This is a genomic window from Streptomyces sp. T39, from assembly GCF_008042045.1.
In the GTDB taxonomy this organism is placed as follows: domain Bacteria; phylum Actinomycetota; class Actinomycetes; order Streptomycetales; family Streptomycetaceae; genus Streptomyces.
In genome coordinates this window covers 18,226-36,353 of record NZ_RDBP01000055.1, presented here as the reverse complement: position 1 = coordinate 36,353, position 18,128 = coordinate 18,226, and the positions used below count along the sequence as shown (strand labels likewise).

Annotated in this window: 13 protein-coding genes; 6 read left to right on the top strand and 7 right to left on the bottom strand. The window is 75.3% G+C overall.

Features of this window, described 5'->3' with window-relative positions:
- Window positions 1–170: 170 nt before the first annotated feature.
- Entirely contained in the window at window positions 171–3,092 is a 2,922-nt protein-coding gene (locus tag EAO77_RS33505) for an ATP-binding protein (RefSeq protein ID WP_147992100.1), read from the top strand.
- 91 nt (window positions 3,093–3,183) lie between these two features.
- Here the strand turns inward: EAO77_RS33505 and EAO77_RS33500 are convergent, their stop codons facing one another.
- A complete protein-coding gene (locus EAO77_RS33500) occupies window positions 3,184–3,957 on the bottom strand; it encodes a polysaccharide deacetylase family protein (RefSeq protein ID WP_147992099.1) in 774 nt (257 codons plus the stop codon).
- A gap of 273 nt (window positions 3,958–4,230) precedes the next feature.
- Here EAO77_RS33500 and EAO77_RS33495 point away from each other — a divergent pair, with 273 nt between their 5' ends.
- Complete coding sequence (locus tag EAO77_RS33495) at window positions 4,231–5,229, top strand: alpha/beta fold hydrolase (protein WP_147992098.1); 999 nt, start codon at window positions 4,231–4,233, stop codon at window positions 5,227–5,229.
- A 61-nt stretch (window positions 5,230–5,290) separates the two neighbouring features.
- On the opposite strand, the gene EAO77_RS33490 is transcribed toward EAO77_RS33495, so the two are convergent.
- On the bottom strand, window positions 5,291–5,716 hold the full coding sequence (locus EAO77_RS33490) for a response regulator (RefSeq protein ID WP_147992097.1): 426 nt from the start codon (window positions 5,714–5,716) through the stop codon (window positions 5,291–5,293).
- Window positions 5,717–6,039: 323 nt separating this feature from the next.
- Between EAO77_RS33490 and EAO77_RS33485 the strand changes: the two genes are divergently transcribed.
- Window positions 6,040–7,704, top strand: a complete 1,665-nt coding sequence (locus EAO77_RS33485) for a sensor histidine kinase (protein ID WP_410088747.1) — start codon at window positions 6,040–6,042, stop codon at window positions 7,702–7,704.
- Window positions 7,701–8,921 (top strand): PP2C family protein-serine/threonine phosphatase, encoded by a 1,221-nt coding sequence (locus EAO77_RS33480; protein WP_261994262.1) that lies wholly within the window; start codon window positions 7,701–7,703, stop codon window positions 8,919–8,921. Before EAO77_RS33485 ends, EAO77_RS33480 begins: the two co-directional genes overlap by 4 nt.
- A 33-nt stretch (window positions 8,922–8,954) precedes the next feature.
- On the opposite strand, the gene EAO77_RS33475 is transcribed toward EAO77_RS33480, so the two are convergent.
- On the bottom strand, window positions 8,955–10,070 hold the full coding sequence (locus EAO77_RS33475; protein WP_147992101.1) for a hypothetical protein: 1,116 nt from the start codon (window positions 10,068–10,070) through the stop codon (window positions 8,955–8,957).
- Between the two features lie 922 nt (window positions 10,071–10,992).
- Here EAO77_RS33475 and EAO77_RS33470 point away from each other — a divergent pair.
- On the top strand, window positions 10,993–12,306 hold the full coding sequence (locus EAO77_RS33470; protein WP_147992095.1) for a hypothetical protein: 1,314 nt from the start codon (window positions 10,993–10,995) through the stop codon (window positions 12,304–12,306).
- A 292-nt stretch (window positions 12,307–12,598) separates the two neighbouring features.
- Window positions 12,599–13,165 carry a M23 family metallopeptidase gene (locus tag EAO77_RS33465; RefSeq protein WP_147992094.1) on the top strand — a complete coding sequence of 189 codons (567 nt, stop codon included), beginning with the start codon at window positions 12,599–12,601 and terminating at the stop codon, window positions 13,163–13,165.
- A gap of 162 nt (window positions 13,166–13,327) precedes the next feature.
- Here the strand turns inward: EAO77_RS33465 and EAO77_RS41565 are convergent, their stop codons facing one another.
- Genes EAO77_RS41565 through EAO77_RS33445 form a run of 4 tightly spaced genes read right to left on the bottom strand, consistent with a single transcriptional unit; the run spans window position 13,328 to window position 18,082 of the window.
- On the bottom strand, window positions 13,328–15,127 hold the full coding sequence (locus EAO77_RS41565; RefSeq protein ID WP_261994261.1) for an NADase-type glycan-binding domain-containing protein: 1,800 nt from the start codon (window positions 15,125–15,127) through the stop codon (window positions 13,328–13,330).
- Window positions 15,124–15,696, bottom strand: a complete 573-nt coding sequence (locus EAO77_RS33455; protein WP_147992093.1) for a phage tail protein — start codon at window positions 15,694–15,696, stop codon at window positions 15,124–15,126. The genes EAO77_RS41565 and EAO77_RS33455 overlap by 4 nt, the downstream gene beginning before the upstream one ends.
- A complete protein-coding gene (locus EAO77_RS33450) occupies window positions 15,693–17,651 on the bottom strand; it encodes a putative baseplate assembly protein (RefSeq protein ID WP_147992092.1) in 1,959 nt (652 codons plus the stop codon). Before EAO77_RS33450 ends, EAO77_RS33455 begins: the two co-directional genes overlap by 4 nt.
- A complete protein-coding gene (locus EAO77_RS33445) occupies window positions 17,651–18,082 on the bottom strand; it encodes a GPW/gp25 family protein (RefSeq protein ID WP_147992091.1) in 432 nt (143 codons plus the stop codon). The genes EAO77_RS33450 and EAO77_RS33445 overlap by 1 nt, the downstream gene beginning before the upstream one ends.
- Between the last annotated feature and the right edge of the window lie 46 nt (window positions 18,083–18,128).

Here is an 18,128-nt window from a genome sequence, read left to right as displayed (position 1 = left end):
GGGCCCGGGTCCCCCCCGGGGCCCGGGTCCCCCCCCGGGGCCCGGGTCCCAGGCCCGTTGCCCCGGCCCCGGCGGGCGGGCCCCTGGCGCGTGATCATCGAGAGGTACAGTCGCCCGGGGGGCGACGCACGGCACACGGCCGGGCCCACGAGCAGCCAGGGGGCAGCCGCATGCCGGGGGACGGACGTGACGGGCGCCCGGACGGATTCGCCGGGAGCGGTCCCGGACGTGACGGGCGCCCGGACGTGCTCGCCGGGAGCGGTCCCGGACGTGACGGGCGCTCTGACGTGCTCGCCGGGAGCCGTGACGGACGGGACGGACGCCCGGGCACACGTGCCGGGAGCGGTGCCGGGCTCGCCGGCCGCTCGGCCGAACTCGCCGCCGTGACCGGGCTGCTCGACGCCGTCCGGTCCGGCGCGGGACGCGCCCTGGTGATGCGCGGCGAGCCCGGTGTCGGCAAGTCGGCGCTGCTGCGGCACGCCGCCGGGCGTGCCGCGCCCGCCAGGGTCCTGCGGGCCACGGGCGCCGAACCGGAGACCGGCCTGGCCTTCGCCGCCCTGCACCAGCTGCTGCGCCCGGTCGCGGCCCTCGCCGACGCCCTGCCGGACCCGCAGCGTGACGCCGTCCGCGGTGCGCTCGGGCTGGCGGCCCCGCCGACCGCGTCCGACCGCTTCCTGGTGGCCGCCGGAGTGCTGTCGCTGCTGGAGGAGGCGGGACGGCCGCACGGACTGCTGTGCGTCGTCGACGACTTCCACTGGGTCGACCGGGCGTCCGCCGACGCCCTGCTGTTCGCCGCCCGCCGCCTGGACGGCGACGCCGTGGGCCTGCTGATCGCCACCCGCGACACCCCCGACACCCGGCACACCCTGCGCGACCTGCCGCAGCAGGCGCTGACCGGGCTGGACGCCGAGGCCGCCGCCACCGCCCTCGCCTCCTGGACCGGCACCCGACCGAGCCCCCGGGTCGCCGGCCGCGTCACCGAGGCCACCGGCGGCAACCCGCTCGCCCTCCGCGAGACCGCCGCCCTCCTCACGGACGGTCAACTGGCGGGCCGCGACCCGCTGCCCGACCCGCTGCCGCTCGGCGACCGGATCGCCGCCGCCTACGAGAGCCGGCTGGCGGCGCTGCCCGCGGCCACGCGCCGGATGCTGCTCGTCGCCGCACTCGACGGCCGGGGCGACCCCCGGGTGATCCTCGCCGCGGCCGCCGGGCTCGGGGCGCAGGAGCACGCCCTGGAGCCGGCGGAGGCCGCCGGACTGATCGAGGCCGGGCCCGCCGCGATCGCCTTCCGCCACCCGCTCGTCCGCTCCGCCGTGCACGCCGCCGCGAGCCCCCCGGAGCGGCGTGCCGCGCACGAGGCGCTCGCCGCCGCCCATGGCGAGGCGGGGGAGGCGGACCGCAGAGCCGCACATCTGGCGGCCGCCGCGGTCGGACCCGACGAGACCATCGCCGCCGCCCTGTCCGCCGCCGCGGACAGGGCACGAGCCCGCGGCGGCCACGCGGACGCCGCCGATGTCCTCACCCGCGCGGCCCAGCTGACGCCCGACCCCGCGGCCCGCGCCCGCAGGCTGACCGACGCGGCGACGGCGGCCTGGCTCGGTGGCCGGCCCGGCCAGGCGCACAGCGCCCTCGCGGCGGCCCACGAACTCGCCGCCGACCCCGCTCTGCTCGCCGAACTCGCCCAGCTGCGCGGCCGTTTCGCACTCAACGCCGGCGACGCCGCCGACGCCCTGCGCATCTTCCTCGACGCGGCGGACCGGGCGCCCGGCAGGCTCGCCCTGCTCGCGGACGCCGCCGAGGCCGCCGCCTGCGTGGGCGACACCGACGCCACCGTGCGCATCGGCCGCCGGGTCGACGCCCTTCCCGCCGGCCCTTCGGACCAGCCCGCCGACGTCTTCCTGCGCGCCGTCCTGGCGGGGTGCGGTGCGCTGGAGGACGGGGACCGCGACCGCGGAGTGCCCCTGCTCCGCAGCGCACTGGCGGCGGTCCCCGACACCGCGGACGACGCGGCCGCGCTGTTGTGGGCCGCTGCGGCCGCCAGCCTGCTCGGCGAGAGCGACGCCGCCGCCGGGTACGGGGCACGGGCCGGCGCCGTCGCCCGGATGTCCTCGCTGGCGGGCACGCTGCCGGTCGTCCTGGAGAACGCGGCCACCGCCGAGCGCATGAACAGCCGCTTCGCCCTGAGCGCCGCCCTGTCCACCGAGGGCCTGGCACTCGCCGGGGAAGCGGGTCTCACCAACTCCGCGGCGGCCCACCTGGCCAACCTCGCCGTCTGCGCCGCCGTCCGCGGCCAGGAGGACCTCTGCCGGGCGCACGCGCAGGACGCCCTCGCCATCGCCATTCCCCACCGGCTCGGACTCCGCGCCGGCGTCGCCTCCTACGCCCTGGGGCTGCTCGACCTCGGCCTCGGGCGCTTCGACCGGGCGCACCGGCGGCTGACCGCGCTCGCCGACGCGGGACCGGGCGCCGGGAGCCCGGTGGTCGCCTGGGGCTCCGCCGCCGACCGGGTCGAGGCCGCGGCGGCCGCCGGTGACGGTCCCGCGGCCCGAACGGCCCTCGCCTTCCTGGAGCGCTGGTCGGCCCACGCGGCGTCCGGCCGCGAACGTGCCCGGCTCGCCCGCTGCCGCGCGCTCGTCTCCGTCGACGACGACGAGGCCGTGACGCTCCTGGAGGAGGCCCTGGCCCACCTCTCCGGCGACCCCGGCGCCGACTGGGACCGGGCGCGCAGCGCCCTGCTGCTCGGCGAACGGCTGCGCCGTGCCCGGCGGATCGGCGAGGCACGCGACCATCTGCGCGAGGCCGTCGAGTCCTTCCGGCGGCTCGACGCCGGGCCGTGGGAGCAGCGCGCGCGGGGCGAGCTGCGCGCGGCGGGCGAGAGCGCCGACCCCACGGGTCCGCACGCCCTCGCCGCGCTCACCCCGCAGGAGCTGCGGATCGCGCGCCTTGTCGCGGACGGCGCGTCCAACAAGGACGTCGCGGCCAGGCTGTTCCTGAGCCCCCGCACCGTGGAGTACCACTTGTACAAGGTCTATCCGAAGCTGGGCATCAGCTCCCGCGCGGACCTGGTCCGCCTCCTGGACCGAGGACACTGACCGCCGCGCGGCGCCCTCGGGCGGGAGCGGTCGCGCATCGGGTGGACGGAGCATCGGGTGGAGACGTCCACGGCGCGCGACGGCGCAGCGTTCAGCGCACCGGGAAGCCGAACCCGTACCCCTGCTCGGCGAGCCGGGGCAGCACCCGGCGCAGGGCTTCGACGGTCTGGGAGCGGTCGCCGCCCGCGTCGTGGAACAGGAGCGTGGGGCCGTTGGGCAGCTCCCGTTCGACGGTCGCGACGATGGCGTCCGCTCCGGGCTGCTCGAAGTCCTTGGTGTCGACGTTCCAGCCCAGCGGGCGCATGCCCCGGGAAGCGGCCAGCTCGCGGCTGTACGGCGTGAACGCCCCGCCCGGCGCCCGGTAGTACAGGGGCCGTACTCCTCCGGACGCCTCCGTGATCATGCGCTCGGCATCGAGGATCTCCCGTGACTGGTAGGCCTCGGGCTTCTTGTCCATGGTGGTGTCGTGCGACACCGAGTGGTCGCACAACCGGTGTCCGGCCGCGACCACGTCCTTCACGAGGTCCGGGTGTGCCTGCGCCTGGATCCCGGTCACGCAGAACGTGGCCTTCACCCCGAACTCCTCCAGCAGGGCGAGCACCTGGGGAGTCCACTGCGGGTCCGGGCCGTCGTCGATGGTGATGTTGACGCCACGTGGTCCCTTGTCGGAGGCGTGCGCGATCTCGGCCGAGACCCGCTCGACGGCGCCGCCCGGCTTCGCGGGGGCGGTGGCCCGCGGCGAAGGGCCGCCCACGGCGCCGGCCTGCGCGGTCCACACCGAGGCACCGACGGCCAGCAGCGTCACCCCGAGTGCCGCGCCGACCGCTTTGCCGTACCAGCTCCGCTCGCCGCCGTGTCGCGCCATGTCCGCCCCGCTTCCGCCCTGTCGCCTGTCGTCCCGGTCCCTTCGGAACCACCTGGCAGGACGGGGAAAGGGCGGTGCCGGATGCGTCCGTTACCGATCGCGGACATTCTCGGGGGAGTTCGCGGACACAGGCGGTCCGGCGCGGCCCCCGTGCCCACCACCAGTGGTGCTACGGATGGCACCGGTGTCCCGTCCCGGCAGAGTCGTACCCGTCAGCAGGAAACGGCGGAGCACGGCGGGCGACAGCCGGCCGCACGAGGAACGGACACACGGATGCACGCAGAAGGACAGCTGGTCGCCGTGGGCGACATCGAGCTGTGGACCGAGGAGTTCGGCGATCCGGCGGGGCCGGTGGTCCTGCTCGTGATGGGCTCGATGACCCAGGGCCTGCTGTGGCCCGACGAGTTCGTGGGCCGCCTCGCGGCCGCCGGCCACCGGGTCGTCCGCTACGACCACCGCGACGTGGGCCGCTCCACGGCCCGCGATTTCGACACCCACCCCTACACCTGGGCCGCGCTCAAGGACGACGCGCTCGGTCTGATGGACGCGCTCGGCATCGCCAGGGCGCACCTGGTCGGCCACTCGGCGGGCGGTCTGATCGCCCAGTGGATCGCCGCCGAGCACCCCGAACGGCTGGAGAGCCTCACGGTCATCGGCTCCTCTCCGCTCGGCGAACGCGAAGGGCAGGTGCTGATGCGCGCGCTGCTCGGCCAGCCGCAGCCCGCGGGGAGCCTGCCCGAACCGCGGCCGGAGTTCACCGAGTTCTTCCGGGCCGCCATGGCCGCCGCCCCGCCCCGCGACCGGGCCGAGGCCGTCGACCTCCAGATCGCGACGGCCCGGGTCATGAACGGAACGGCGCTGCCGTTCGACGAGGACGCCCAGCGGAGACTGGAGGAGACCCTGTTCGACCGTGCGCGGGACCCGCGCACGACCGCCAACCACCGGCTCGCCGGCATGGCCGACCCCGAGGTCGAACCCACGGGCCTCCTGGGCACCGTGCGCACACCGACCCTGGTCGTCGAGGGCACCCACGAGCCCGCCAAGCCCGGTCACGGGCGGCTGATCGCCGACGCCGTCCCCGGGGCCCGGCTGATGATGGTCCCCGGCATGGGCCACATGATCGCGCCGGAGGTCGTCGCCCCGGTCGCGACCGCCCTCATCGAACACTTCGCCGGAGCCGGAGCCGGAGCCGGAGCCGGAGTCGAAGCGGGGTCGGGCGCCGGAGCGGGTGCCGGAGCTGCACCCGCACCCGCCGGTGACGGGCGCGGGTGAAGCCCCAGGGCCTTTCCTCCGGATCAGGGCACGCGAGCCCGCCGGATCCGGACGAAGGGTCCTAGGAGCGCGGGGGCTTGGTGATCGTGTCGAGGTAGAACGCGTCGATGCTCTGCACCGCGCGCTCGAACTCGTCCAGGTTGACCGGCTTGGTCACATAGGCGTTCGCGTAGTGGTGGTAGGCGTCCGTCACGTCGTCCGGCGCGGAGGACGTCGTCAGCACCACCACGGGGATCGACCGCAGGTTCTCGTCGGCCTTCACGATGGCCAGCAGCTCGCGGCCGTTCATCCGCGGCATGTTCAGGTCGAGCACGATGAGGTCGGGCCGCGGGTTCGACGCGTCGCGGAGGTACTCCAGTGCCGCGACGCCGTCCTCGACCTTCGTCAGGTTGCGCGCGCCGTGAGCGCTGAGTGCGTCCTCGATGAGCATGGCGTCGGCGACGTCGTCCTCGACCAGAAGCACGTCGTAGGGGGGTGCTGCGGTCATCACTGTGTGCTCCGGGTTCGCTCGGCGCCGCGCCCGCCGGGGCGACGGCTCGAAGGGGGGAAGGCGGTCATGCGCATGCGCACCGGCCGTGTGCGGGCGCGCGGTCCGCCGGCGCGACCGTCCGTCCGAGGTCGCCGGCCGGTGCGGCCGCAGCGCTGCCGGGGGCTCGGGTCACCCGAGGGCGGCGGACCGGCGTGGACGGGCGGAAGTATGCATGCGCCCACCTTAAAGGGTCCCCTCCTCGCCCGACAACGACTGTTGCCGTGAGGGTACAGTTGGCCGCCTGCCTACCCCAGGAGAGGCGGCGCAGGGGAGGGGCGGTCATGTCGGACAGCACGACGAGCGGCGCATCGGCGCCCGGAGGGACCCGGGACGGCCGGGGGCCCGGCGTAGGGCGCCCGCGTGTGGGCAGCTGGACGACGAGGCAGTGGCTCGTCGCCGGTGTGTCCGTGGCCCTGGCGGTCCTCCTGGGCTTGCTGTCCCTCGGCGTGTGGTCCCTGTCACGCAGCGAGGACATCACCGGCCGGCTGGTCGACATCCACTCGCCCGCGCTGATCGAGGCGGAGCGCATGGAGGCCGCGCTGCTCAACCAGGAGACCGGGGTACGCGGCTACAGCGTCGCCGGTCAGCAGGAGTTCCTCGCTCCCTGGGAACAGGGCCTGAGCGACCAGGAGACCTCGGCGAAGCGACTCAGCTCGCTCGTCCGCCACGACGCACGCGCCGTGGCCGACCTCGCCGCCGTGGAGACGGCGGCCGGGACGTGGCAGCGGCGCTACGCGCGCCCGGTCGTCGAGTCCCCGGCGCCCGAGGCGGCCGCCGGAGTGAGCGCGGCCGAGGGCAAGAAGCTCTTCGACGCCGTCCGCGCCGCGAGCGACGCACAGCAGGACCACCTCCAGGACGTCCGCTCCGCGGCCCGTGACGCCCTCGACCGCGCGGCCTTCCTGCGCAACCTCGTCCTCGGCGCGATCGCCGCCCTGGTCGGCCTGCTCGCGCTCGTCGCCTTCGAGGGCGTGCGCCGCGGCATCACGGAGCCTCTCGCCCGCCTGCGGGCCCAGGCCCGGACCGTGGCCGCGGGCCGTTTCGACCAGCCCGTGGACACCGCGGGCCCCGCCGATCTGCGGGCGCTGGGCGCCGACGTGGAGGCGATGCGCCGCCGGCTCGTCGACGAGCTGGAGGCCGCCGAGGCGAGCCGCCGGCTGCTGGACGAGCAGACGGCGGACCTCCAGCGCTCCAACGCGGAACTCGAGCAGTTCGCCTACGTCGCCTCGCACGACCTCCAGGAGCCGCTGCGGAAGGTGTCGAGCTTCACACAGCTCCTCCAGCGCCGCTACGGGGGCCAGCTCGACGACCGGGCCGACCAGTACATCGGCTTCGCCGTCGACGGGGCGAACCGCATGCAGACCCTCATCAACGACCTGCTGGACTTCTCGCGCGTCGGCCGGGTCCACAACCAGCAGAACACCGTCGACCTGGACGCCCTCGCCGACCGTGTCCTGGAGTCGCTGAGCGTCACCGTCGAGGAGACGGGGGCGGTCGTCACCCGGGACCCGCTCCCCACCGTCATCGGCGACTCCACCCAGCTGGGCATGCTGCTGCAGAACCTGGTCTCGAACGCGATCAAGTTCCGCAGCCAGGACACCCCGCCGCGCATCCGCATCGAGGCCGAACGCGACGGCGCGTGGTGGCGGCTGGCCGTCAGCGACAACGGCATCGGCATCGCCCCCGAGTTCGCCGAGAAGATCTTCGTCATCTTCCAGCGCCTGCACACGAAGGACGCCTACCCGGGCAACGGCATCGGCCTGGCCATGTGCAAGAAGGTCGTCGAGTTCCACGGGGGCGTCATCGCCCTCGACCCCGGCCACCACCCCGGCAGCCGCTTCACCTTCACCCTCCCCGTCCACAGCCCGGAGCCCGCCGGGGACCCCGACGGCACGGACGGCACGGACGGTGCCGACGGCACCGCCGGCAGAGGGGAGGCGACCCCGTGAGCGCCCCCGCCGCCGAGCAGCACTACGACATCCTCCTCGTCGAGGACGACGCCGGTGACGCCCTCCTCGTGGAGGAACTCCTCGTCGACACCGGTCTGTCGCACACCCTCGTCTGGCACAAGAGCCTGGCCGCGGCCCGCACCGCACTCGCGGAACGGCCCGCCGCCTGTGTCCTGCTGGACCTGCACCTGCCCGACGCCTCCGGCCTGAGCCTGGTCGGCGCCGTCCAGGAAGCGGCGCCGGACACCGCCGTCGTCGTGCTCACCGGGCTCTCCGAGACCCACGCGGGCGTCGAGGCGCTCGCCACCGGAGCCCAGGACTACCTGGTCAAGGGCAAGGTGGACCCCGACCTGCTGCAACGGGTCGTCCGCTACGCAGTCCAGCGGAAGCAGGCGGAACGGGCCAAGGCCGCCCTCCAGGCCGGCGAACTGCGGGCCCAGGAGAACGCCCGCCTGGAGCGCGGTCTGCTGCCGCCCCTCATGCTCGGTGCCACCACCGCCACCGCCACCACTCGCTACCTCCCCGGCCGGGAGCGCGCCCTGCTCGGCGGCGACTTCCTGGACGTGGTCGAGACCGGGGACCACCTGGTGCACGCCGTCGTCGGAGACGTCAGCGGCCACGGCCCCGACGCGGCGGCGCTCGGCGTCTGTCTGCGCATCGCCTGGCGCGCCCTGGTCCTGGGGGGCCACCGCGGGGCCGAGCTCCTGCGGCTGCTCGAACAGATGCTGATCGCGGAACGCGGCCGGTCCGACATGTTCACCACCTGCACCCTTCTCACCCTCGACCTCCGGGCCCGCACGGTCACCCTCCACCTGGCCGGACACCACGAGCCCCTGCTCACCAGCGACGGCACCACCCGCGAACTCCCCGCCCGGCACGGCATCGCGCTCGGCATCGCCCCCGGGGTCGAGCTGTGGCCGGCCACCACCGTGCCGCTGCCCCGCAGCGGAGCGCTCACCGTCTACACGGACGGTCTCATCGAGGGCCACACCGACACCCACCGCAGCCGGCTCGGCACGGACGGGCTGCTGCGCCTGCTGAACGCCGCGTCCGTCACCGATCCCGACGCCCTGCTCGACCGGCTCATCGCGGACGTGCGCAAGCTCAACGCGGACCGGCACACCGACGACCTCGCCATCCTCCGCCTCGACTGGGACACCGCGCTCGTCCCCGCCCAGCCCCTGCCGCCGCAGCCGGCGGCGCCCCGGCCCGGCTGACCGTCCCGCAGTCCCGGGCGGACGGCCGGCGGCTCACTCCCCGGCACGGACCAGGCCCAGCAGCTGCTGGCCGGACGCTGCCACGGCGCCGAGGGCGACCGCCGTCTCCTGGTCGTACGAGCCCAGCCCCGCCTTGAGGTCCGCCAGCGCGTCCTCGGCCCGGGCGAGCGCCGCCTCGCGCTCGGCCCGGTCGGCCTCGCCGGGCGGCAGGCCCCAGCGGGTGCGGTCCCACTCGCAGACGTCGGCGACGGCGCGCAGCAGCCGCGCCAGCACGCCGAGCCGTCCCGGCGGGGGCAGCGCGAGATCCCGCTCCTGCGCCGCGCCCGCGGCGAGATTGTCCACCAGCGCCGCCAGCCGCTCCATGAAGCGTTCCCAGTAGAGGTCGTGCTCGATGGGCGGAGGGCGGCGCGCCCCGCGGCGCAGGCGGTGACCCGGGTTGAAGCGGTAGCTCTCCCTGCTCCACGTCCGTGCGCTGCGCAGGCCCTCCAGGGCCGACGTGAGGCTGCGCATCCGGTCCTTCCACCGCTGCGCGTCCGCCTCGTCGCCTCCGGACTCGACGTCGTCGGCCATCAGCCGGAGCAGATCCGTGCTCTCCCCGGCCAGGGTGGCGAGCGACTCCCGTACGCCCCGCAGATGGACCGGGGGCAGCAGCAGCGCGTTGACGGCGATGCCGATCGCGGCGCCCACCGCCGCCTCACCGAGCCGGTGTGCGATGTCGTAGCCGGAGAACGTCCCGTACGCGAGCACGAAGATCACCGTGGTCGGGGCGTAGACCCCCTGGTCGCCGAAGCGGTTGTGCGCGCCGAGCAGGGCGGCGGGAGGGAGGGCCAGCGCCATCGCCGCCATGACGCTGCCGGTGGCCAGCGCCGCGCCCGCGGCGAGGAGGGTGCCCGCCGTGATGAGCGCCAGCTGCTGCACGCCCGTGCGCACCGAACGGTAGACGGTGCCCTGGACCAGGGCGACGGCCGTCCAGGGCGCCATCAGCGCCATGGGCGCCTGCCACCACCACCCCACGAGCGCCCACGCCGCGACGGCGGCGCCCGCCGCCTTCAGTGCCTGGACACCCGCGTCGCGTTCCCTGCCCGGCGCGGCGAACGCCCGCCGCACCGCGGCCGCTCCCGCCTCCACCTCCCAGCGGAGCCGGCGCATCCCCACGCCCGGCACCTCCTCCCGCCACTGCGCTCCGGCCGGCCCGCAGCCCCGCTGCCCGGCCCGTCGTGGTGCCGCGAGTGCCCGCCGGGAGCGTGGTCACACCTCGCGGGAGGTGCACGGGGGTCCGGTCCGATGCGTGCCGGTGCCACCTCATTCCGACTCCGGGGCCCGACCGTGTTCGTGGAAGGGACACGACGCGTCGGAGGGCCGTGCCGACACCCGCCCTGTGCCGCGCGTGGCGGCGCGGCCACGGCCGTCCTCGCCACGGACGAGTGAGCGTGCCCGGAGGGCGCCGGTCCCGATGGGTGGCCGGTGGGGTGCCCGAGGGTGAGGGAAGGTCGTGACGGGTCGGTCGAGGTGGCACAGGCCGTCACCGTGCGCGGCAGCTGTGGCGCCCCGCGGGCCTCGGACCGGGGTGGTCGGGCGAGAGGGGCACGCGGGCCGCGCCGCTGGGCGACGACGCACCCGCCCTGTGGGCTCCGCTTCCACCGTCCGCCACGGAGGCGGGCGTGGCCCGTGGCCGTCGAAGCCACCGCGTTCCGCGTGAGTGCCCTCGCCGTGTGCCGTTCTCCCGCCCCGGTGTGACAACGACGCTGCTCGGGGCCGGTGGTGGCCGCGTCGACGCGGCCGTTGGGCGTGACCGGCTCCCGTTCGTCCCCGTCCTCTTCCCCGTCTGCTCCATGGGCGGCAGGGAATGCCGATCGTTTCTGACCGAGAATCAGACCTTCTGATGATGGTGCCGACCAAATGCCCTACTGTGCCTGTGCGTCCCGCTGTTCCTGTCGGTCCGGAGGTACCTCGGGGCACGGCTCGGCGCGGACGCCTGCCCGGCGCGGACGCGTGCGGGACGCGGACGTCGTGCGGGACGAGTTGGACGAGGACACCCGGGTTCCCGACCTCGGTGACAAGGAGAGACCTGATGACTGGCGAGCGCAGGACGACCGTGCCGGTGTGGACGCTGGCGACCGCCGATGTCCGCGTGCCGGGCTTGACCACGGGCGAGTCGATGACGGCCGAGCGTCTGGCCGAACTGCGCGGCGTGCTCGCCGTCATGGCCGACCAGCCGATCGCCACGCTCGAGGTGCATCCGCTGCCCGCAACGGTCGACCGCCGTCGCGGCATTCCGCTCGACGCGGCGAGTCCTCTGGCCCAGCACCTGTCGCAGTTCATCACCCAGTCGACGCGGACGTCGCTGACGGCGGCCAGGGCCACCGCCTCCGGTGAGTACCTGCGCCGCATGGTGGTGCCGGCGAAGGTCGCCGCCCAGTTCGGGCAGGGCCTCGTCCGCTCGATGCCGGCGAAGGGTGTGGCCGGTGGCATCCGCGGCCCGCTCGTGGACACCTCGGGCAGGATCGTTGCCAACGCGACGTTCGTGCCGGTCGGCGGAGCGGCGGCGGCGGGCACGGCCGGCGGCGCGGGCGCGACCGCGGGTGCCGTGGCCGCCGGGGGGACAGCGCTCACGGTGGCCGCTCCGCTCGTGCTCATGGCCGTGGCGGTCGGCATCAGCGCGCACGCCGACCAGAAGCGCCAGCAGGCCGTCGAGCGCATCACCGAACTGCTGGAGCAGCTGCAGCAGGACAAGCTCGACGACGAGCTCAGCGAACTCGACGCCTGCCGCAACGCCATCGACAAGGCCACCGCGATCCTGCTCGACCAGGGCCGGCTCGGCGTCTCGCTGGGACTCGATTCGGCCGTGCACGCCATCGGCACGGCGCTGAGCAGGGCGGACCGCCGCCTCGCCCGGTGGCGGAGTGCGCTCGACGCGCTGCCCGAGGGCGCGCCCGTCGAACTCGGCACCTTGACCAAGGCGTTCCCCGGCATCGACGACCAGGGCGGGACCTTCCGCACGCACCTCGAACTCGCCGCCCTGGCGATCGCGCTGATGCGACGGGTGGTCGTCCTCCAGGCCGTCGAGCCCGCCCAGCGCGAACCCGGCAATCCGTTCGAGAACTTCACTCGCGCGCTCAAGGGTGATCAGCAGCGCCTCGACGAGCTGGAGTCGGGTGTCGCCGGTGTTCTGGTCCGCCTCTCGACGCTGGAACTGGCACGCCCGAGTGGCCTGCGGGCGCCGGTCTTCACGCCGGGCGAGGTCGACCGCCTGATGAGCGCGGCCCACCGCCTTCACCGGCTGGGCGACGGTGTCACGGCCGACGGCCGCCCGAGGGACGTGGCGATCGACATCGCCCGGGACGAGGACGGCTCGGTGGTCGTGTTCCCCGTGTTGGCCGCGTAGGCCGACGGGGCGCGGTGGTCCGGCGTGACGTACCGGGTGCCGTCGGCCTCGGATCAGGCTGCGCGGAGCCGTCGTCACGCACGGGCCCGCGCCGTCGGCATCGCCCGGACGCTCTTGCCGCTCGGCGGGTGGGGGACGCACCCCGGTGGTCGGTGAGCGCCGCGACGAGGGCCGTACCGAGCCCTCCGCGGCTCCACGACCCGGGGCCGAGCGGGAATGGCCGACGGCGACTCTGTTCGCCATGCATGACCGCGCCCTTGAATCAGCGGGTCAACGACCCGAAGGGAAGATCATGCAGAGACGTTTCCGTCGACTCCTGGCGGCAGTGGCCACGGCCGGTGCGGTCGCCATGACGGCTCCGACCGCCGTCGCGGCGCCGCAGGCAGTGGAACCGCTGGCCCGGCCCGCCTTCAAGCTGCCGTTCGACTGCAACCAGACCTGGCGGGGCAGCAACTGGGACGGACACAGCCCGGCGCACTCGATCGACTGGAACCACTACGACGCCAACGGCACCCCGGACGACTTCCAGCGCCGGGTGTTCGCGAGCGCGGGCGGCACGGTCCTCTCCTCGCACTACTCCACCACCACCGGCTACGGCCACACGATCGTGATCGGGCACGGGGACGGCTGGCAGACCCGGTACGCCCACCTCTACGACCGGGAGGTCCAGGTGGGCGACAAGGTGACGGTCGGTCAGCTGATAGGCCGGGTCGGCGCCTCCTCGGCGACGTACGAGCTCTCCCCGCATCTGCACTACGAGCAGATCCACAACGGCGCGGTGGTCGTCGCGACCCTCCAGGGCCTGAGCTACCCCGACTTCACCGTGCGGTACCAGAAGAGCAGCAACCGCTGCGGCTGACCGCAAGCGGTCGGAAGGCATGGGGAACGAGGGTGTGCACGCTCTCGTTTCGGCCAGGTCCAGACCGGTGGAGGGGCAGCGGAACGGGCGGCTGACCTCCGGCCGGGCGCTCCGGTCCCGCGCGGGACCGGAGCGCACCGGGTGACCGCCGTGCCGGGCCGGTCAGGAGCGGTTGGCGCTGGAGGGGCCGAAGAGTTCGATCTCCGCGATGGCGACCTGCTTGTCGGCGGAGGCCGCGTGGGAGGACTCGACGGTGAACCGGACCTTGGTGACCTCGCCGACCCGGAACGGGCGTCGCTGGCCGCCCGCACCCTGGTCGAGGGTCAGCCGGCGGGTGGTGGTCGTGCCGTCCTTCCCGGTGACCGTCGCCGTGACGCGGTGCGGCAGGGCGGACTCGCCGATCTTGTCCGGGCGGGCGGAGACCCCGGGGGTGATGATCAGGTCCAGCAGCCGCGTCGGCTCGGTGAACGAGACCTCGATCCACTCGCCCCGGCCCGACTGCGAGACACCCGGCCCCCACCAGGTGTTGCTGCGCTTGTCGAAGGCGAGCACCGGCTTGTGGCCGGTGTAGGAGCGGGAGGCCGTGATCCCGTCCGGGGCGACCGGGGCGCGCTTGGCGAAGTGGTCCCGGGAGGCCTGGATGCCGTCGGGGACGTAGAGGAAGCCCAGGATCACGCAGGTGATGACGACGGCGAGGGTGATCCAGGTGCCGATGCGGTCGAAGACCCGCCGCAGCCGGGGCCGGTCGCCGGCCCACGGCGTCTCGTGGCTTCGGCCGCCGAAGACCCGGCGCCACCACGGGGCGCGGAGCGGAGCCGTGTCGGCGGTCTCGTCCAGGGGCATCGCACAGCGCGCGCAGTAGTGCCGGTCGGGACGGTTGGGGGTCGAGCACCAGGAGCAGGGCGCGCCGTTCAGCACACCGGGCACCTGTCCCGGGGCGCGGACGGCGGGCCGGTCGGCGTCGGGCCGGCCCGGCAGGACAGGGGAGACGGCGGGCGCCGGCGCGGGGCTCGCGGCCTCCGGGTCGGCCACGGGCACCAGCAGGGAGCGCGCCCGGTCGGACATGGTGTCCCCGGGTGCGCCCGAGCCCTGTGCCCCGGTGAGGGGCGCGGTGTCGTCGTCCGCGCCGGAGGGGGCGGCGATGTGGCCGGCGGTGGGGCCGCCGCCGTGATGGGTGTCGTCCGCGTGCCGGGAGCGCTCGGCGTCGAGCCGGTGGGCGCTTCCCCAGCGGTCGTCGTCGTGCCGCGGGGAATCGTTCTGGAGGGAAGCGGGCGCGACGGGCGGGCCGGCGTTCCGGCCGGCGTCGCCGTCCGGGCGGGAGCCGTCGGCGCCGGGACGGGGGCCGCTTCCCCAGCGGTGGTCGTCGTCGCGCTGCGGGGCGTCGTCCGGCCGGGTGCCGGCCGCGCCGTGCGTGCCGCCGGCCCCGTGGCCGGTGTCGCGCCGTGCCCACTGCCCGCCCCCGGGCCCGTCGTCGCGTCGAGGCGGCTCCGCGGCCCCGGGGCCGGCACCGTGCCGGGCGGGCTGCGGGGCTGCCGGGTCACCCGAAGCCGACCCCGGCGCCGGCCGCGTCGGACCGCCGGCCAGGCCGGCGGTCCGGGCGGCGCGTGCCGCGCGGGCGGCACGCGCCGAGTCCATCAGCCCGGCGGCCGTCCCGGCCGCCACGGCCGTACGGCCGTTGTCCGCGTCCGGGCGGCCGGTGCCCGCCCCCTGCGGCTCCGCCGCCGGCGCAGGCGCGGCCGGTGCGGGCGCGGCCGTGGGGGCGGGCCGGTCCTCCGGGCCCCCCGCGCCGTGCGCACCCGGTCCGGGTCCGGCGGCGTCCGCCGGCCCGCCGGGCGCCGCGGACGCGGGCCGCGCGGCGCGCGAGGGCGCCTGGTCCCAGCGGAGCACGGCGCCGCACGCGTCGCAGAAGGACTGGCCCGGTTCCGCGCGCGTTCCGCACTCGGCGCAGTTCTGCGTGGTCATCTCTCCGGGGTCCTTTCGGCTGCGGTCACGTCGACCGAGTAGGGCATGTGGGCGGGACGGGCGGCGGCGACGAGACGGTCCAGCCGGTGGGTGTCGGCCGGAGCCGGGTCGGGCAGGCGCACGGTGACGTGCAGATGCGGGCGCCGTGCGCCGGGGAACGGGCCGAGGGGACGGGCGTTCCAGTCGGCGCCGCCGCTCTCGTCGATCTCCGGGTCGACACCGAACGCCAGCCGCACCGCTTCCCGCAGGCCGCGCCGGGTGCCGCGCACCCGGTGCAGGCCGGCGGCGGCCGCGACGGCGGCCCGCAGCCGGGGCTCGGGCTCCGTGCCGTCGGTCTCGGCGCCTACCCAGGTGCCGAGCCAGCCGGCGAAGTCGGCAGGGGCCAGGGCCGGGTCGAAGTAGGCGTCCAGACAGTCCAGGACGTTCAGGAGGGGCGCGATGACGTCGTCGAGGCCGCCGACGAAGCGCTGCGCGAGATCGTCGTCGGCGAAGACGGCCGGGAGCATCGTGCCCAGCGGAAGCGAGGATCCGAGGCCGTCGACGGAGCCCCGGCGGGATGCGCCCGTCATCCGCCGTCCCCGATCACCCGGACGCGGTGGTCGAAGGAGAAGACCAGCGACGGCGGCCGGAGGTCGATCCGGTCCGTCGGGTCACCGCGCTTGCCGGTGAGCGGGTCGGCGGGGTGCAGGACCACCTCGTCGACGAGTTCGACGCCGGGCACCCGTTGCAGCACGGCGAACACCTCGCCGGCCTGGACGGGGCGCCCGAAGGGCCAGCCCTGGCCGTCGGCGCCGCCGGTGAGCGGGTCGAGGTGACGGTAGAGCGCGTCGTGGGCCTGGCGGCGCACCCGGTCGGTGTCCACGCCGCGGAACGCGTGCACCGTGGCCACGACGGTGACGCCCTGGTAGTACGGCGGGCCGACGGCCAGGCGTGTGCCGATGAGGCGGCGCTCGTCGAGGTGACGGGTGATCCGGGACAACAGGGCGTCGCCGGGCACGAGTTGCTCGAAGCGGAGCCGCCCGCCGGGGTCGGGCACCGCCTGCGGGACGACCAGGACACGCACCGCGTACGCCCCGTGCTCGCTCTCCTCGCCCTGCAGACAGGTGATGCGGGCGGTCTCGGGGGCGGCGCGCCGGGCGAGTTCCTCGTAGTCGCGCAGGGTGACGGCGCGGTCCTGGGCGCGGAGGGTGACCGGCGCCCGGAGCTTGGCCTCCTCGACGCTCTCCCCGTCGACACCGCCGCGCGCCGCCTCGCGGTTGACGACCTCGGAGACGTACGGGACGGAGGTGCGCAGGACCTGCACCGCGCCGCGCGCCACGTTGCCGGCCCGCCCGCCGCCGGTGCGGTAGCGGTGGGCCCGGACGACCGCGCCCTTGGGGGCGACGGCGCCGTACTGGCGCAGGGTTCCGTCGGCTTCGCGCACGGCGGGGCCGAAGGCGATCTCGCCGGTGGCGGCGTCCAGCGTCACATGGTGATCGCCCGGCCGGGAGGCCGCGAAGTGCGGGACGACGTCCCAGTCCTGCCAGCCGTCGTCGGAGGCGGTCTGGAGGAGCAGGGGCGGCTCGTCGGCGACGACGGGCGCGTGGGTGAGCCGCAGCCGCTGCCCCGGCAGTCCGGTGGCCTCGCCGAGGGCCTCGTCGTACACGGTCTCGGCGTGCACGGCGCGGGTGGTGCCGCCGATGGTGTACGCCTCGGCGGAGCGGATGCTGGGCGAGGTGGTGTAGAAGGGCTGGCCCGGCAGCGGCTCGGTGACCCGGCAGCGTATCCAGCCCGCCTCGTGGCCGCCGTTGCGGGACAGCACATGGCCGCCGGGCAGGTGCAGCACGATGTCACCGGGGCGGTTGAGGCCACCGGTGCCGTCCCGGTCCATCTCGCAGGCCTGCCAGCCGTCCTCGGTCCAGGCCTCCCACACGAGCGGCGGCTGGCGCGGATCGACGCCGACGCCGTCGACGCGGCTGTCGAGCTCCAGGGCGAGGGCGCAGTGCGGGGCGGCGGCGGTGAGCCCGATGAGCATGCAGTCGCCGGGGGCCGGGGCATCGGCGAAACACGACACGTCCTTGCCCTCGGCCAGTTCCGTGGTGCGGTCCGTGACGGGACGGCCCCGGTGCTGCACCACCACATGGCCGAGCGCGCACGGCACGACGGCCAGGTCGAGCTCGGTCGCGAAGACGACGGCCTCCTCCCGCTCGGTGCGCAGCGTGGCGACCTCCGTGCCGGCCGGGACCAGGATCGTGTCCTCCTGCGGCGCGGACAGCCAGAAGGTGACGTCCGTGCGGGCGGCGGAGGGCGGGAAGAGGGTGATGCCCACCAGGTCGAGGAAGGCCAGATGGTTCTTCTCCGGGACCCGGTTGAGCCGGTAGACGATCTGGTCCGCCATGTGCGCGACCGTCTCGACGAGGGTCACCCCGGGATCGGAGACGTTGTGGTCGGTCCACTCCGGGGCGCGTTGCTGGATGTAGCGCTTGGCGTCGTCGACGAACTGCTGGAAGCGGCGGTCGTCCAGGTTGGGTGAGGGAAGGGCCATCAGCGGTCGCTTTCCGAGGAGCCCGGTTCGCCCGGCTCGTGGTGGGAGGGGATGACGTAGAACGGGAACACGAGGCTGCGCGGGTTGTTGGTGCCGCGGATCGAGTAGCGGACGTCGATGTACAGGACGCTCTGCTCGGTGCCGGCGGAGACCTCCACGTCGTGCACCTCGATACGCGGCTCCCAGCGGTCCAGGCTGACGTGCACCTCGTGCTGGATGCGGCCGGCGGTCTGCTCGTTGACCGGCGCGAAGACGAGGTCGTGGATGGCGCAGCCGAACTCCGGGCGCATCGGCCGCTCGCCCGGAGCGGTGGCCAGCACGAGCCGGATGGCCTCCTCCACCTCGCGCTCGCCGCTGACCAGGGCGATGCCGCCGGTGGGCCCGATGCGCAGGGGGAAGGCCCAGCCGGAGCCGACGAACTGTTCGGCCATCAGAGGGCCACCTGCCTTCTCCTGCTCTTGCCGCCGGCGGCACGGG

Coding starts and splice junctions, on each gene's coding strand:
- EAO77_RS33505 (WP_147992100.1), top strand. CDS start 171: ATGCCGGGGGACGGACGTGACGGGCGCCCGGACGGATTCGCCGGGAGC.
- EAO77_RS33500 (WP_147992099.1), bottom strand. CDS start 3,957: ATGGCGCGACACGGCGGCGAGCGGAGCTGGTACGGCAAAGCGGTCGGC.
- EAO77_RS33495 (WP_147992098.1), top strand. CDS start 4,231: ATGCACGCAGAAGGACAGCTGGTCGCCGTGGGCGACATCGAGCTGTGG.
- EAO77_RS33490 (WP_147992097.1), bottom strand. CDS start 5,716: ATGACCGCAGCACCCCCCTACGACGTGCTTCTGGTCGAGGACGACGTC.
- EAO77_RS33485 (WP_410088747.1), top strand. CDS start 6,040: ATGTCGGACAGCACGACGAGCGGCGCATCGGCGCCCGGAGGGACCCGG.
- EAO77_RS33475 (WP_147992101.1), bottom strand. CDS start 10,070: ATGCGCCGGCTCCGCTGGGAGGTGGAGGCGGGAGCGGCCGCGGTGCGG.
- EAO77_RS33470 (WP_147992095.1), top strand. CDS start 10,993: ATGACTGGCGAGCGCAGGACGACCGTGCCGGTGTGGACGCTGGCGACC.
- EAO77_RS33465 (WP_147992094.1), top strand. CDS start 12,599: ATGCAGAGACGTTTCCGTCGACTCCTGGCGGCAGTGGCCACGGCCGGT.
- EAO77_RS41565 (WP_261994261.1), bottom strand. CDS start 15,127: ATGACCACGCAGAACTGCGCCGAGTGCGGAACGCGCGCGGAACCGGGC.
- EAO77_RS33455 (WP_147992093.1), bottom strand. CDS start 15,696: ATGACGGGCGCATCCCGCCGGGGCTCCGTCGACGGCCTCGGATCCTCG.
- EAO77_RS33450 (WP_147992092.1), bottom strand. CDS start 17,651: ATGGCCCTTCCCTCACCCAACCTGGACGACCGCCGCTTCCAGCAGTTC.
- EAO77_RS33445 (WP_147992091.1), bottom strand. CDS start 18,082: ATGGCCGAACAGTTCGTCGGCTCCGGCTGGGCCTTCCCCCTGCGCATC.